The sequence below is a fragment of the Haloarcula salina genome (assembly GCF_010119195.1).
GTDB lineage: Archaea > Halobacteriota > Halobacteria > Halobacteriales > Haloarculaceae > Haloarcula > Haloarcula salina.
Genome location: NZ_WRXL01000005.1, coordinates 222524 through 237695, shown reverse-complemented (window position 1 = coordinate 237695; position 15172 = coordinate 222524). Strand labels below are relative to the sequence as shown.

The window sequence follows — 15172 nt, the reverse complement described above, 5'->3', positions numbered from 1 at the left end:
ACTCGCGACGGGACGCGGTTCGTTCTGTGTGAGCGGTCGATTTTTCCGAGTGAGCGGTCGAGACCCCGAGGGTCCCGACGGATACAATTAAACCCGCGAAGCGAGTCAGTTCTCCTATGGCCAGCAACTCACCGGCGGACGAGCGGAAGACGCTCGGTTCGGTCGAGAAGGCGTTCACCATTCTCGACCAGATCAAATCCGAAGGCCGGGTCGGGCTCTCGGATCTCGCGGGACAGCTAGACATCCCCAAGAGCACCGTCCACATCTACCTCCAGACGCTTCAGAACGAAGGGTTCGTCGTCCAGGCCGACGAGGAGTACACCCTGAGCTATCGGTTCCTCGAATACGGCGGGACGTTCCGAAACCGGTCGAAGCTCTACCGGACGGCGCGGGCAGAGGTGGACAAACTCGAAACCGACACGGGCGAGGTCGCGAGCCTCGGAATCGAGGAGAACGGGCTTCGCGTCCTCATCTACAAGTCCGAAGGCCCGGACGCGATCCACGACAACGCCCCCGTGGGAGAGTATACGCACATGCACTGGACGGCCCTCGGTAAGGCGATTCTCGCGCACTACCCGAGAGAGCGCGTCGAGTCCATCGTCGACAGACACGGACTCCCCCGTGCGAACGAGCACACGATAACGGATCGCGACGAACTGTTCGAGGAACTGGAGCGCACCCGCGACCGCGGGTACTCCATCGAGGACCAGGACAGGCGACAGGGCGTCCTCACCATCGGTGCGCCGATTCACAGCCGGAGCGCCGACGAAGTCGTCGGAGCCGTGTCGGCCTCTGGGCCGAAGAGCCGTATCGAGGAGACGGAGCGCTTCGACGAACTGGTCGCCGCAGTCAAGAAGAGCGCGAACGTCATCGAACTCGGGTTTTCGCACTACTGACCGCCCGTCGGAGACCACGACTGCTCACGCACATCGTTCAACACTGTTGGACGGTGCGTTGTGGGAATTATTGGCACGCAGCGGGCGATGAAATAACAGTTGTACAGTCATTATGAGTGGCCCCGGTTCGATATTCGAACCGGTCGAGGGACAGATCCTCGTAATCGAGCAGCGGACGCCAGGGGCAGTGATTTTGACGGGTGACCGGACCACCACCGAAGTGGCCGGGGACCGGCAGTTGGCGGTCAACATCGTTGAACGTTGTTCGCCGCTGACTGGCGTGCCGGACGCGTTCCCAGCAAGGGGGACGAGTCAGACGGAGCGAACCGCTCTGATACCGATTCTGGCAGCTGATGCCTGTCGGTGTGCTCTAATATTATCTCCACACGACACTATAATCCCATATCGAGGTATTTGAGCTCATATCGAGTATATTTATCTATGTTCAATATGAGAATCGCCATATATTATATCAGATCCGTATTTGAAGACCAATATCGAACTGCAATCTCGTATTGAGTGCGTGATTGGGTGCGTTCGTCCCTATTTCGCGGAATTTTGTATAGCGCGAGGATTCAGCAGAGAATTGCTCTGCGGTGGTTCGGACAGCGGTGGATGAATTGAGCAAGTCGGACCCGGTGCGTCGGACAGCGGTTGCCGGGCCGATGCCGGGGAACAGGACCGGAAGCCGGTGCCGAGCACAATAGTTATACGACCCGGCGTGGATTCGAAAACGTATGTCGAGCGAAGTTAGCGTTAGCGGTGGCGAGACTATCGATCGGATCTCGGAGAACATCTACGGCCACTTCGCCGAGCACCTCGGCCGATGTATCTACGGCGGGATCTGGGTCGGCGACGACGACCAGGTCGAGACGGAAGACGGCATCCGAATGGACACCGTCGAACTGCTCCGGGAACTCGAAATGCCCGTCCTGCGGTGGCCGGGTGGCTGTTTCGCGGACGACTACCACTGGGAGGACGGTGTGGGTCCGCAGGACGAACGCCCCCGTCGACGGAATCTGTGGTGGACACAGGGGCGCGACAACGTTCCGGAGGAGTCGAACGAGTTCGGAACGGACGAGTTCCTGCACCTCTGTCAGCTCCTCGAGACTGACCCGTACATCGCGGTCAACGTCGGGTCTTCCACCCCGCAGGAGGCGCTGGACTGGATCGAGTACTGTAACTACGACGGCGACACGGAACTGACCGACCGCCGACGCGAGAACGGGCAGGAAGAGCCCTACGGAGTGAAGTACTGGGGCATCGGGAACGAGAACTGGGGCTGTGGCGGCCGGTTCGCGCCCGACGAGTACGCCGACGAGTACCGCCGCTTCGCGAACTACTTCAACGGCTTCGACAACCTGATGAACGCCGACTCGACGGAGTTCATCGCCTGTGGCCACCTCACCGACGACTGGAACCGGGTCTTCTTCGAGAACCTCAACGGCGGGATGGAGTTCGGCCCCGGGACGTTCCTCGGCATGGGGTCCCCGTTCAATCTGCTCGATCACTTCTCCGTCCACCGCTACTACCAGGCCGGCGGTGACGTGGACTTCTCCGACGACCAGTACTACAAGATGTTCGCGCGGGCCGAGAAGATCGCGGGCGACATCGACCGTGCCGCGGACACCATCTCGGACTTCGTCCCGAAGGACGAGGTCGGCATCATCGTCGACGAGTGGGGCGCGTGGCATCCCGAAGCGACGAACGACAACGGGCTCGAACAGGAGAACACCGTCCGGGACGCGGTTGCGACGGCCGGCGTCCTCGACCTCATCCACGACCGCGCCGACGTGGTCTCGATGGCGAACATCGCTCAGACCGTCAACGTCCTGCAGTGCCTCGTCCAGACCGACGAGGAATCGGCGTGGCGGACGCCGACGTTCCGCGTGTTCGAACTCTACGAGAACCACGTGGGCCAGACCGCGCTGGAGACGAGCGTCGACACCGACGTGGAGTCCTTCGAGGAGGAAGACCACGACGTACCGATGGTCTCGGCGTCCGCCTCGAAGGGCGACGGCGAGCTGTTCGTCACGGCGTCGAACCGCCGTCACGACGAGGCCGAGACGATCACCGTCGACGCCGGGTCGGACGCGTCGGTCGAGTCGGCCACCGTGCTGTTCGACGGCAAGGACATCCGCGAGTACTCGACGAAGGACAACGCCGAGTCCTTCGAGGGTTCCGACCTGGCCGTCGACGACGAGGGCGACGGCACCGTCACGTTCGAAGCCCCCGCGTCATCTGTCGTCGGCCTGACGCTCTCGGAGTAACGTAGCCGGGACCTTTCTCTTTCAAGCTGACAGCGGGGATACAGTTATTGTGGAGTCGTGTGAACACGTGACTGCGTCATGAGCGAACGCGATTCCACTAGCCAGCACAGCCGCCGTAAGTACCTCGCCGCGGTCGGTGCCGTTGGGGTCGGCGCCGTCGGGTCAGCCGGCGTCCTCGCGGGCCGCGGGCGTAACGACGAGTCGACAGACGTCGAGGGCACTCTGTACTCGCCCCCGTCTGGCGCGCCCGCGCCCGGGTCGCTGTATCCTCGCGTCACACGTCTGAAGCACGGTTCGGGGAAGGGCGGCGAGAAACAGTTGCTCGCGACGTTCGAGTACTACCCGTCGATGAGCGGCGGGTCCGAGCCGTACTTCCCCGTCTACCGAAGCACCGACGGAGGGGAGTCCTGGTCCAAGTTCTCCGAGATCCACGACACGAGCGGAAAGGACTGGGGGCTTCGATACCAGCCGACCCTGTTCGAACTCCCGCACGCTGTCGGCCCGTGGCCGGCCGGGACGGTCCTCGCCGCCGGGAACTCGATCCCGATCCTCGACGACCCGGAGGACGTTCCCGAGGGCGAGATCGGCGAACTCGGCGAGACGAGCATCGACCTCTACGCCAGCACCGATCGCGGGGAGTCCTGGGAGTTCGTGAGCACGGTCGTCACGGGCGGCAAGGCCGTCCCTTACGACGGGAACAGTCCCGTCTGGGAGCCGGAACTGGGGCTCGACGACGACGGGAACCTCGTCTGTTACTTCGCAGACGAGCGGATGGGGACCGACGACGACTACAATCAGCTCGTCGCGTACAAGGCCTCCGAGGACGGCGGCCAGTCGTGGGGCGACGAGCAGTTCGTGGCGGCCATCCCGGACGGGACGACGCGGCCGGGGATGCCCACCGTCACCCCGCTACCCGACGGCACCTACATGATGAGCTACGAGGTCATCGGGCCGGACTACCTGTACGGCGAGGTCTACGTCGAGACCTCGCCCGACGGGCGTGACTGGGGCGATCCGACCGACGTGGGAACCCTCGTCTCGACGGCCGATGGCCGGCGGTTCATCAACGGGCCCTACGTCACGTGGACCCGCGCCGGCGGCAAAGACGGGACGATACTCGTCTCAGGGAAACAGCTCGTCGACGGGAACCGCGACCTCGCAGCGGGCAACGGTGAGGTCATTCTGGCGAACTCGAACCTCGACGGCAGCGGCGACTGGGAAGCCGTGGACGCCCCGCTGTCGTTCGAGACGGAGAGCGAACTCGGCGGCCGTGGGTTCGTGGGCTGGACCACGCCGCTGCTGCCCTCGCGACACGGCGACGAACTCCTACAGATGACCTCGACAGCGGCCAACTCGGAGCTGTGTGAGATCAGCTACGGCGTCGAGTCGCTGAATCTGGACGACTGACGGTCGCGTTACCGTCCGAACGTCGTCGAAACGTCGTTTCTGCGGTCGTCACCGGCGACGGACCGCTCCGACGAAATGGTCGCTTCCGTTTCGTCGCTGTCCGACGCGTCTCGCTCCGCGGCCACCAGTTCCGTGTGGAACGCGGCCGCGAGCGCGGGAAACACGAGCGGAAGCGCGATCGTCAGGAGCGCGCTCACGACCAGCAGCGTCCCGGTGACGATGCCGACGAGCACGGTCGCGACCGGGTTCTCGACCGACCACCGGTACCCGCCCGTGACGGCGTCGACCGCGTCCGCGCCGTCCGCGAGCGAGACGAACGCCAGCGCGAAGACGACCCAGGCGTGATACGCCAGGTAGAAGCCGACCGCGCCGAGGACGCCCGAGAGCGGCGCGCCCGTGGCCGCGTACTGACCGAGATAGAGGACGGCGATGGCAGGGAACACGACCAGCAGTCCGCTGAACAGCACCGAGTCGAGCCAGTGGGCCGCGAGCGTCTCCCTGACCGCTCCGCGGTCGACGCGGCCGTCCTCGCGGACGGACCGCACCGCGCTATAGGCGCCCAGCGTCGCGGGTCCGATCGTGACCAGCGGAAGGGACGCGAGGACCCAGCCGACGCTGATCGCCACCATCGGCAGCGGGTGGCGATACACCTGACGGGCCGCGGTGGCGAGGGCGCGGTGGACGCCGACGGTCGCGTCCGCGGAGTCGCCGTCGCTCATCGTCATCCGGTCGCGCCCTGCATCTGTACGGCCCGCACGATCTGTCCCTGGAAGATGAGATAGATGACGAACAGCGGCAGCGAGCCGAGTATGGCGACGGCCATGTGGAGCCCGGGCGTGTCGATGTTGCCCTGATAGAGGTTCACGAGACCGATCGGGAGCGTGTAGGCCGTCTCGTTCGACAGCACGAGTAGGGGCCAGAGGAACGCGTTCCAGTTGTAGACGAACATGAACAGCGCGAGCGCCGAGAGGATCGGCTTCGCGAGCGGCAGGATGATGCGCGTGTACACCTGGAACGTCGAGAAACCGTCGAGTCTGGCCGCCTCCTCGTACTCCACCGGGATGTCTCTGAAGAACTGATAGAGGAGGAACACCCCGAGCGGGCTCGCGGCCGCCGGCATGATCACGCCCCAGTAGGAGTTGATCAGGCCGAGGTTCGAGACGATCTGGTACAGGGGCACGATGTTCATGTAGTACGGGACCATGAAGCTCGCGAGGATGATCCCCATGATGGCACCCTGTCCGGGCCAGTCCAGACGGGTGAGCGAGAATGCGATCATCGAGTCGATGGCGACGATGAGGATCGTCGCCCCGCCGGCGATGATGAACGTGTTGATCGTCCACTGGACCACCAGCGTGTTCTCCAGCAGGTACCGGTAGTGCTCTAACGTGATGGGTTCGCCGACGAGTGGCGGGATCCAGTACGGCCGCGGGTCGCGCAGCAGTTCGTTGGGCTGGAACGACCGCGAGATCGTGTACAGATACGGGACCGCCATGAGGAACGCGAGCCCGTAGAGGGCCACGTGCAACAGGGCGCTCCGAACGGCGTCCCCGGTCAAAGAGGCGCCGAGCGACCGCGATTGCGTCGATTCAGGCATTGGAATCACCGATTACCTTGAAGTTCACGATGGCGATCAATATAAGGATGGCGACAAGCACGTATCCCATCGCCGCGCCGTACCCGAACTGCTGCTGGGAGAACGCGCTCCGGTAGAGGTAGTAGACCAGCGTGTCCGAGGAGTCGCTCGGGCCACCCTGGGTCATGATGTACGGCTGTGCGAACACCTGGAACTGCAGGATGAACTGCACCATGACGACGAACACGACCGAGTTCCGCATCTGCGGGAGCGTGATGTCCTTGAACGCGCGCCAGCCGGTCGCACCGTCGAGCCGCGCGGCCTCGTAGAGCCGTTCGGGGATGCTCTGGCGGGCGGCGAGGAAGATGACGAAGTTGAAGCCCACCAGCCACCACACCGTCATGAACGCGAGCGACGCCATCACGAGGTCCGGCGAGGTGAGCCAGCCCGGCGGGTTCTCCATGACGAAGCCGAGATAGTAGTTGAGCAGGCCGTAGCTCTGGGAGTAGACCTGTCCCCAGACGAGTGCCACGACCGCGACGGTCAGCACGTAGGGGCTGAAGTAGATGGCACGGAGCGTCCGCTTCCCGGTGACATCCCGGTTCACGCCGAGCGCCATCACGAGCCCGAGGATCACGAGCGCCGGGACCGAGACGGCGACGAAGAGGAGCGTCCCCTCCATGGCGTTGTAGAACACCGGGTCCTGAAACAGTTCGACGTAGTTCTGGAGACCGACCCACTCGGTCTCCGTGAGGTCGAATTTGTTCGGGTAGGTGTGGAGGCTCATGTACAGCCCCTTCACCGCGGGCCAGACGAGGAACACAGTGAACACCGCGAGGTACGGGATCGACCAGAGGATCCCCTCTATGGTCTCCTTCCGGAGTCCCATGACCGTCTTGCGGTTCGTGCCTGTCTCACCTCCCGAAATGCGTTCTGATATCCCCATCGTTCACTTACTCCGAGATGCCGTTGGAGACCGTCTCGATGCCGGACTGGACACCCGCCTGGGGCTCCGCGTTGTGCGCCCAGATGTCGACGAGCCAGGTGTACCAGTTCTGCGCGTTCGGGTCGCCGTTCGGGACCTTCGGGTGGTAGAAGTAGTCGCCGTCCTCGGCCATCTCGACGTACTTGTTGAGGGTCTTGTCGTAGTACGGGCTGTTCTGGAACGCGTCCGACTCGTAGATGCTGTTCGCGGCGGGCAGGTGACCGGCTTCGGCACCCCACGAGGGATTCTGCGTGGTCATCCAGTGGGCGACCTGCGCGGCGATCTCCGACTTCGCGTCGCTGCGCCCCTCTTTCTTCGGGAGGACGAGCGAGTGGCCGTCGGCCCACACCTTGTCCTGTTGCTTGTTCGGACCGACCGTCGGCTCGAAGAAGCCCCAATTGAGGTCTTCGACGCCGGAGAGGGCGGCGACGTACCAGGTCCCGTTCATCGCCATCGCACAGGATCCGTTCTGGAACGCGTTGTTGCCCCACGTGTCCTCGCTCGTGGCGGGGGACCACCCCATGTCGCCGGTCATGTCGGAGAAGAGCTGGGCGATGTTCATCCCGGCCTCGTTGTCGAAGGTCGGGTTCCACTCCTCGTCGTAGAGGCTTCCGCCCTGCTGTTTGACCCAGGAGCTCCAGGTCCGGAACGACCCGAAGCCGTCGTTGTACGGCGACTGGGTGAAGGCGGCCGCGTCGGTGTTCTGGGCGACCGCGTTACCCGCCGCCTCGAACTCGGACCAGTTCGTCGGCGGACTCTCCGGGTCCAGTCCGGCCTGCTCGAACAGGTCCTTGTTGTAGTAGACGCCGATCGGGTGCATGTCCATCGGGAGTGCGTTGACGTTGCCGTCCACGGTGACGAGGTCCCAGTGACTTGCAGTGTAGTCGCTCTGCATGGAGCCGGTGTCGGCGTACTGACCGATGGAGTCGACACCGCCGGCCCAGGCACGCAGATACGCGGCGTGCATTACGGCCATGTCGGGAGCCTGGCCGCCCGAGAGGGCGGTGAAGAGCTTGTTGTAGTACTCGTTCCACGGTGTGCGCTGTCGGTTGATCGTGACTTCGGCGTCCGTGTCGAGCGGCTGTTCCTCGTTGAATTTGTTGACGATGCTCTCCATGATCGGCCCCTCGCCGCCGCTGAAGAGCTCCCAGAAGGTGATCTCGTAGGACTCGCTACCACCGTCGCCCGTGCTCCCGCCGTCACTGCCACCGTCCCCACCGTCGCCGCTGTTGCCCCCACAGCCGGCGAGCGCGACTGTTCCAGCGACACCGAGCGATTTGATGAACGTTCGACGGGTCTCGCTACCCGAGGGTTTCTGAACCATGTGCTATCATTACAATCTGAACTACTTATATCCCTATTTGTAGTAGAAAATAATGCCGGTTCTATCGGACGGTACCATGCCAACGGACGGTCCGGTCCTTCGAGGGGTGGTAGGTGTACACGGGCGGGGGTCTAATCACAACTATTATTATGCCGCTTGGCAATTGCGGCAGTATGGGTACGGTTAGCATCGAGAACGTACGGAAGGTCTACGACGGCGACCCGGAGGTCGTGGCTGTCGACGACGTGAGCTTCGAGATCGCTGACGGCGAATTTCTCACGATCGTCGGGCCATCGGGTTCGGGGAAGTCAACACTGCTTCGAATGATTGCGGGACTGGAAGACATTTCTGACGGGACGATCCGGATCGGGGATCGAGTCGTCAACGGCGTCCAGCCACAGGATCGCGACGTCGCAATGGTGTTCCAGAACTACGCGCTGTATCCTCACATGTCCGCGCGAAAGAACATGTCCTACGGGCTGGAGTTGACGACCGATCTCCCCGACGAGAAGATCCAACAGCGCGTCAAGGAGGCCGCCGAGATGATGGGCGTCACCGAGCAGCTCGACAAACGACCCGGGAACCTCTCGGGTGGCCAGCAGCAGCGAATCGCGACCGGCCGGGCCATCGTCCGCGAACCGTCCGTGTTCCTGTTCGACGAGCCGCTCTCGAACCTCGACGCCAAGCTCCGCCTCCACATGCGGACGGAACTCCAGCAGCTCCAGGACAAGCTCGGCACGACGACGGTGTACGTCACCCACGACCAGGAGGAGGCCATGACGATGTCGGACCGGATCGCGGTCGTGAACGGTGGCCAACTCCAGCAGATCGGGACGCCGGAAGAGATCTACGACGAGCCCCGAAACCTGTTCGTCGGCGACTTCGTCGGCAGTCCCCCGATGAACCAGTTCGACGTCCGCCTGGACGGGTCGACGCTGGTCGGCAACGGATTCACGTACGAGGTCTCGGACTCGATCCGCGAGCGAATCGACCAGTACGCGCAGGGGGTCGACGAGTTCGTCCTCGGCATCCGGCCGGAGAACATCACGATCGCCGACGACGACCACCCGAACACGATCCGTGCGTACCTCGACGTCCGCGAACCGGTCGGCTCTGACAACTATCTCCACATGGACATCGACGGCGAGGAGTGCTGGGTCCGCGTGCCCGGCGAGGTCAAGCCCGAGACGAATCAGGACCTCTCGCTGGCGTTCGACGAAGAACGCCTCCACCTGTTCCGGCAGTCCGACGGTATCAACATTCTCGCTGCGGACGAGCCGGCGAAAGAGATCCCGGCCACGGAACAGGCTCAGTAGGCCGGTCGGTGGGCATCGCCGGACTGGATTGCCAGCGCCCCGGATCGCCGGAAGTCTGAGACGACGGCCTCGTGAAGTGCATTTCTGTGTCCGCTGACCGCCTCGCGCTATCGTGAATCGCCGACAGCCACTGGACGCCAGACGGTCTTCTATTCGACTGATCAATACGCGAGCGCGTGGCCCGCTCCCGGCCGAGGCTCCATCGCTGCCGAGCCCCTGCGAGAGGAACGGAGATGCGTTCCGGACCCGCCACACTCGTTCCGATTGCTGAAATCACCGTTCCCGTTATCTGAACGCTTTCGATAACACGAGTACACGTGTTATAATCACGCCGTCTCTCACCCCCCGTCACTCAGAGTGGCCAGAGGTTCATAATTCGGCACGCTGCCGGCCTTTCAATTCCGCGGACAGATCGTCGTATTTAATTCGCTCGAGTATCGGATTCCACCATAAAGAATACATGAGTGTCATTTCGGGAGGAGAGCGTATATTACGGAACGTGGTTCGTAAATTACTGAATTTGTTAGGAGAATAACTGCGGTACAGTCGGCCGAACTTCTGACAGCATTGCTCTCTCGGTGAGTATCTTTCTCGATTCCAATAGTCTGCACACCGATTGTAGATTTCAGATGTGCTTTTTCCAGAGATAGATACTACAGCACCATACAGTACCGATCTACACCTAGATTTAAATATTTTATATTTATAAAGTTGTTTTTTAGCCCAATATAGGACATTCAGTATTTATTAGCAGTGGTGTGGATTTTTAATCGAGTTAGTCGCGTATTTCGACGGATGATCGTCGACACTCGAACGACATTCATAGCTAGCGAGAGTGCGGTATCTGAAAGGAGGCGGTTTCCCGGACAGAGACAGATCGGTCGTCTTGACGAGTCGTCAATCGTCCGACAGTATCGGGAATACGTACCGGTCTGTCCGCTGGCGGGCGGTCACGCTCGACTGAAAAAAACCGGTCCCAGGGCCGCCCCGGTATCTCGGTCCTCAGTAACCGAGTTCCTCGCGAACCAGCACGACAGTCGTGCGGCCTTCTTCGAGTTCCTGTCGGAAGATGAGCTGTTTGGCGATCGCGGATTCGACCCCGTAAGCCTCCTTGGCTCGCTCGTTTTCGAGCGGGTACGCGACGGATTCCAGTCGGTCGAGCGCGTCGTCGAGCGTGGGAACGATCTTGTTGACACCGCTGACGATGACGACGTTCTCGGCGGCGAAGGGATAGGCCCCGATACGGCTTCCAGAGCGATCGGCCGCGACGAGTTCGCCCGTCTCCGCGATGGCGTTGATGCCGCCGAGGAAGTAGTCCGCAGTCTGTGACTCCCGACGGGCGGCCTGGCGCTGCTCGTCGTCGTCGATGCTCCAGATCTCGTCCGGAAGGCTCTCCCACTCGTGGTCGCCCTCGGTCAGGTAATCGACGAACCCGATCTCTTCGAGCGTCGTCGAATGACCGTTCATGACCGACACGTCGGACGGAACGTGGGACTTGATCGATTCGAGCGCCTCGTCTGGCGAATCGGCGACCACGACATCGAACCCGTTAGCCTCCAGATTGGCGACTGTTTCCTCGACGGTGTCGTCGCCCGGCAAGTCATCTAGCGTTGCGTCGATTTCGGCGTCGTCTACGTAGTCTGATTTTTCCTGGCTCATGGAATGGGGTGCTCTCGTCGTACGTGAGTACATGCTCGGTTCTCTTAACCGCTCGCGGACACCGGCGTCAGCTAGTAACACCGATGTCACTCGACATCCGAACGCGTCCCTCGCGACCGGATGCGACCCTCTCCGCGAATGAAAGGCGATTTTAGTCGGATGACCCAAATTATCGACCGATGTGGCGTGAGAAGATGTTCCCGCCGCGTTTCGAAGGTGGGTCACTGGTCCCCGTCGCAACGTACCTCCTGACACTCGCCGTTCTGTCCGGTCTCCTGTTCGTCTCGCCGCCCGGGTCTCCGCCGCCGCTTCTCGGGATCAGCTGGGGTGTCTTCCTCTGTGCGCTCGCCGTCGGTGCATTCGTGATCGAAGGCGTTTCGCCGCGGTCACTCCTTGTACCGCCCCGATCGTTCCTAATTGCGGTCACCTCCGTCCTCGGTTTTTGGACGGCGTACAATCTCCTCGCGAGCGGTTTCGCCCTCGCGGGGGTTCATGGGTTCGAACTCGGAGGGTCGAGAGTTTCCGCTCACCCGGTGCTGTATCTCGCGGCCTTCGGAAGTTCGCTCCTGTTCACCGCGATCCCAGAGGAACTGCTGTTTCGCGGGTATCTCCAGTCGAAACTCATTTCGCTCGCCAGTGGCAGTAGACGCCGCCGAATCGTCATCGGCGTCACCGCTGGGGCAGTGTTGTTCGCCGTCTTTCACCTCCCTCGATGGACGCTCGCGTCCGGACACGGCTTCGGACCGGGGCTGGCGACGAGACTCTCGGGAGTCGCGCTTGCCGGATTCGCCTACGGTCTCGCCTTCCTGCTGACGCGGAACATCTGGCTGGTCGCGCTATTTCACGCGACGATGAACCAGCCGCCGTTCCTGCTCACAGTGCAGTACCCGCCCGAACTCCATCTTCTCGTCGGGACCGTCGAGTACGGTGGAATCGTCGCCTTCGCGTTCGTGATCAGTCGAATGACGAGGACCGACGGCTCGACCGGAGATCCGTCTCACCGGCCCTCGTCGACAGACGACTGAACGGAGTCGCACGTGCGAGAGCGATACAGCTATTCCGATGTGAACGATGGACCACCACACACAGACACCACTGTGTCCGCTGTTCTCGGTGTAGACGGCTCCGCGGTTGTCAGAACAGCGGACATACTGGTGTGAGGCCACGTAATGAGAGGTATCTCAACGGGCCAACCTCGACACGGACTACAGATACGGCAGGACCAGTTGTAATTCGGTGCCAGATAGTTCGAGAATGGAAATTACTGCGGACATTGTGGTGTTGAGCCAGGCATGGTTCCGTCTTTCCAGCGAGAGTTGCCCCCGGTAAGGAAGCGCTCGACTGAGACGGTCCAATGAACGACGGTACGACTCATCGAAGACACCACAATGTCCGCAGTTCTTGAGATGACGGTAAGAGAAACAGCGGACATGGTGGTGTCCGAAATAACGGCGAAGAGCGGACCCCTCCCACCCCACTCTGTCCGCAGTTCTCCGATGAAAGCGGTGGGGTAGGTGAGAGAGATGAATGGAGAACAGAGTCTTCCACAGGAGAGGAGTCAAAAGAGGGGCGGCTCGAAGAAGACGGTTTTGGCACCTGTAGATGGGAAACAAGGTGAAGATCAGAGCGAAGTTAATCGGAGAGTGAACGATATCCCCCTGTTTTCCAAGGCTGTTTCAGAACGTCCTGGCACACCGCTAGTCAGCTGGTCCGCTACAGCTACAGCAAAGTTGTTGAGGCTACGGACCAACTCAAACGGGATAGTAATAAACCTTTCCAAAATTTAGAGTTGATTTTCACCCCTCCCCACCCCTTTGAACTGATTACTGCGGACAAAGTGGGGTGGGGGTGTTCCACCATTCTTTAAGAACAATCAGAACAACGGACACTCCGGACACTGCGGACACGGGTGGTTTTATATATCTTCTATCTAATGTACCAACAAATACAATGGGGATATTCGAACGAGATACCGAAATCTATCTTGACCGGGATGCGCTTCGGGAAGATTACCAGCCCGAAAATCTCGTGGGGCGTGACACCGAACTCGACCGGTACAAGGCCGCTCTCCAGCCCGTCATTAACGGCGAACAACCGAACAACATTTTCCTGTACGGGAAGACGGGGGTGGGAAAGACGGCTGGGACGCGGTATCTGATCGATCACCTCAAAGCCGATGCGGCGCAATACGAGGACATCGACCTCACGGTCGAGATGCTCAACTGCGATGGACTCTCGAGCAGCTATCAGATCGCGACCCGTCTCGTCAACGAGTTTCGGAACGAAACGAACCAGATCAGCACGACCGGATATCCCCGAGCGACGGTCTACGACATGCTCTGGACCGAGCTGGACTCGTGTGGCGGCACGATCTACATCGTCCTCGACGAAGTCGACCACATTCAGGACGACAGTATTCTCTACCAACTCCCGCGTGCTCGCGCGAACGAAAACCTGAGTTCCGCGAAGATCGGTATCATCGGTATCTCCAACGACTTCTCGTTTCGTGACAATCTCTCCCCGAAGGTCAAGAGCTCACTTTGTGAGGAGGAAATACAGTTCCCGGCTTACGACGCGAACGAACTGATCAAGATCTTAGAACAGCGCGCCGAAGTCGCCTTTCACGAGGGGGTCCTCGAAGACGGGGTCATCGAACTGTGTGCCGCCTACGGCGCCAAGGACGCCGGTGACGCTCGCCAGTCGCTCGACCTCCTGATGAAGGCGGGCGATCTGGCTCGGGACAAGGAGACGGACACGATCTCGGACGATCTCGTTCGAGAGGCGCGCGACGTCCTCGAACGCGGACGGATCCGAGAGGGAATCTCCGGGTTGACTCAGCACGGCCATCTGGTCGTCTACGCGCTGGTCACGCTGGATCAGGAGGGCAAAACGCCCGTCCGCACGCGAGACATCCGACCCCGATACACGAACTTCGCCGAGAAAGCCGGCATCGATCCCCTCGTCCCTCGCCGGATGCGAGACCATCTGGGTGAACTCTCGATGCTGGGGATCATCTCGGCCATCGAACGCAACGAGGGCCGCCGTGGCGGGACTTACCGCGAGTACTCGGTCGAGATGGATCCGAAGATGATCCTCTCAGCGCTCGAAGACACCGTCGACGACGTCGGCATCCACACGTCAGTCGCCGATCTCATCGATCGAGACGTGACGCTCTCTGACTTCGAATCCGCGTCGTGACTCCCGACCGGGGGAACAACTGCGGACAGTGCGGTGTCGAAACAGCGGACGTTCCGGTGTCACCCGTTCACGATGCGTCCACGGAGCAGAACGGCGGACAGGGTGGGGTGGAATGCCGCATCGAACGCCCCCCTGTCTTCGACTTTCCATTCCACGAAACGGCGGACACGCCGGTGTCGGAACAGCGGACACAGCGGTGTGGGTGTCGCCGAAGTCCCGACCGGAGAACAGCGGACATACCGGTGTCGGTACGATGGCGTCGATGGCCGAATAGCGTCTCTCATGCGCCAAAGACAGGCGTTAGAGTCCCTCAAATCCCCAGAATTGCGTTTCGCCAACGATCGCCACACACTCCGAACTGCGGACAGAGTGGGGTGGGGAGAGATGCAGTGATCCCACGACGGGGGATCGAACCTCCGAATAGAGTGGTATCCGAATCGTGACCGGTATCGGAATCCGCCGGTGCAAGCTAGTCTCGGTGTCGTTCCCCGATAGATAATTGGATAGTGAGCGTACGATAGTGGAATCTAAACTACGGACA

At 61.4% G+C, this 15172-nt stretch carries 11 protein-coding genes; 6 read left to right on the top strand and 5 right to left on the bottom strand.

The genetic code is table 11. The features are described 5' to 3' along the window. Positions 1 to 116 precede the first annotated feature (116 nt). The 3 genes from GM656_RS14515 to GM656_RS14505 all read left to right on the top strand — a co-directional run bounded on the left by GM656_RS14515 (position 117) and on the right by GM656_RS14505 (position 4573). Positions 117 to 896 carry an IclR family transcriptional regulator gene (locus tag GM656_RS14515; protein ID WP_162414398.1) on the top strand — a complete coding sequence of 260 codons (780 nt, stop codon included), beginning with the start codon at positions 117 to 119 and terminating at the stop codon, positions 894 to 896. Positions 897 to 1633: 737 nt separating this feature from the next. Next, positions 1634 to 3166 (top strand): alpha-N-arabinofuranosidase, encoded by a 1533-nt coding sequence (locus GM656_RS14510; RefSeq protein ID WP_162414397.1) that lies wholly within the window; start codon positions 1634 to 1636, stop codon positions 3164 to 3166. Positions 3167 to 3244: 78 nt separating this feature from the next. Continuing rightward, on the top strand, positions 3245 to 4573 hold the full coding sequence (locus tag GM656_RS14505; RefSeq protein ID WP_162414396.1) for a sialidase family protein: 1329 nt from the start codon (positions 3245 to 3247) through the stop codon (positions 4571 to 4573). Between the two features lie 8 nt (positions 4574 to 4581). On the opposite strand, the gene GM656_RS14500 is transcribed toward GM656_RS14505, so the two are convergent. The 4 genes from GM656_RS14500 to GM656_RS14485 all read right to left on the bottom strand — a co-directional run bounded on the left by GM656_RS14500 (position 4582) and on the right by GM656_RS14485 (position 8458). Then, positions 4582 to 5298: a DUF2189 domain-containing protein gene (locus tag GM656_RS14500; protein WP_241692785.1), complete on the bottom strand. Its 717-nt coding sequence runs from the start codon at positions 5296 to 5298 to the stop codon at positions 4582 to 4584. Then, positions 5295 to 6170 carry a carbohydrate ABC transporter permease gene (locus tag GM656_RS14495; RefSeq protein ID WP_162414395.1) on the bottom strand — a complete coding sequence of 292 codons (876 nt, stop codon included), beginning with the start codon at positions 6168 to 6170 and terminating at the stop codon, positions 5295 to 5297. Before GM656_RS14495 ends, GM656_RS14500 begins: the two co-directional genes overlap by 4 nt. Then, positions 6163 to 7038 carry a carbohydrate ABC transporter permease gene (locus GM656_RS14490; protein ID WP_162414522.1) on the bottom strand — a complete coding sequence of 292 codons (876 nt, stop codon included), beginning with the start codon at positions 7036 to 7038 and terminating at the stop codon, positions 6163 to 6165. The genes GM656_RS14495 and GM656_RS14490 overlap by 8 nt, the downstream gene beginning before the upstream one ends. A 64-nt stretch (positions 7039 to 7102) precedes the next feature. Then, entirely contained in the window at positions 7103 to 8458 is a 1356-nt protein-coding gene (locus tag GM656_RS14485) for an ABC transporter substrate-binding protein (RefSeq protein WP_162414394.1), read from the bottom strand. Between the two features lie 173 nt (positions 8459 to 8631). On the opposite strand from GM656_RS14485, the gene GM656_RS14480 reads away from it, so the two are divergent. After that, positions 8632 to 9774 (top strand): ABC transporter ATP-binding protein, encoded by a 1143-nt coding sequence (locus GM656_RS14480; protein WP_162414393.1) that lies wholly within the window; start codon positions 8632 to 8634, stop codon positions 9772 to 9774. A 1002-nt stretch (positions 9775 to 10776) separates the two neighbouring features. On the opposite strand, the gene GM656_RS14475 is transcribed toward GM656_RS14480, so the two are convergent. Continuing rightward, positions 10777 to 11433 carry a lactate utilization protein gene (locus GM656_RS14475; RefSeq protein WP_162414392.1) on the bottom strand — a complete coding sequence of 219 codons (657 nt, stop codon included), beginning with the start codon at positions 11431 to 11433 and terminating at the stop codon, positions 10777 to 10779. A gap of 179 nt (positions 11434 to 11612) precedes the next feature. Between GM656_RS14475 and GM656_RS14470 the strand changes: the two genes are divergently transcribed. Both GM656_RS14470 and GM656_RS14465 read left to right on the top strand, forming a co-directional pair. Beyond that, positions 11613 to 12458: a CPBP family glutamic-type intramembrane protease gene (locus tag GM656_RS14470; RefSeq protein ID WP_162414391.1), complete on the top strand. Its 846-nt coding sequence runs from the start codon at positions 11613 to 11615 to the stop codon at positions 12456 to 12458. A gap of 925 nt (positions 12459 to 13383) precedes the next feature. Continuing rightward, the gene (locus GM656_RS14465; protein WP_162414390.1) at positions 13384 to 14631 is read left to right on the top strand and encodes a Cdc6/Cdc18 family protein; all 1248 of its coding nucleotides are present in this window, start codon (positions 13384 to 13386) and stop codon (positions 14629 to 14631) included. Positions 14632 to 15172 lie beyond the last annotated feature (541 nt).

Excerpts from the sequence above, each read along its gene's own strand:
- GM656_RS14500 (WP_241692785.1), bottom strand. The coding sequence starts at position 5,298 with ATGACGATGAGCGACGGCGACTCCGCGGACGCGACCGTCGGCGTCCAC.
- GM656_RS14490 (WP_162414522.1), bottom strand. The coding sequence starts at position 7,038 with ATGGGACTCCGGAAGGAGACCATAGAGGGGATCCTCTGGTCGATCCCG.
- GM656_RS14470 (WP_162414391.1), top strand. The coding sequence starts at position 11,613 with ATGTGGCGTGAGAAGATGTTCCCGCCGCGTTTCGAAGGTGGGTCACTG.
- GM656_RS14495 (WP_162414395.1), bottom strand. The coding sequence starts at position 6,170 with ATGCCTGAATCGACGCAATCGCGGTCGCTCGGCGCCTCTTTGACCGGG.
- GM656_RS14475 (WP_162414392.1), bottom strand. The coding sequence starts at position 11,433 with ATGAGCCAGGAAAAATCAGACTACGTAGACGACGCCGAAATCGACGCA.
- GM656_RS14505 (WP_162414396.1), top strand. The coding sequence starts at position 3,245 with ATGAGCGAACGCGATTCCACTAGCCAGCACAGCCGCCGTAAGTACCTC.
- GM656_RS14465 (WP_162414390.1), top strand. The coding sequence starts at position 13,384 with ATGGGGATATTCGAACGAGATACCGAAATCTATCTTGACCGGGATGCG.
- GM656_RS14515 (WP_162414398.1), top strand. The coding sequence starts at position 117 with ATGGCCAGCAACTCACCGGCGGACGAGCGGAAGACGCTCGGTTCGGTC.
- GM656_RS14485 (WP_162414394.1), bottom strand. The coding sequence starts at position 8,458 with ATGGTTCAGAAACCCTCGGGTAGCGAGACCCGTCGAACGTTCATCAAA.
- GM656_RS14510 (WP_162414397.1), top strand. The coding sequence starts at position 1,634 with ATGTCGAGCGAAGTTAGCGTTAGCGGTGGCGAGACTATCGATCGGATC.
- GM656_RS14480 (WP_162414393.1), top strand. The coding sequence starts at position 8,632 with ATGGGTACGGTTAGCATCGAGAACGTACGGAAGGTCTACGACGGCGAC.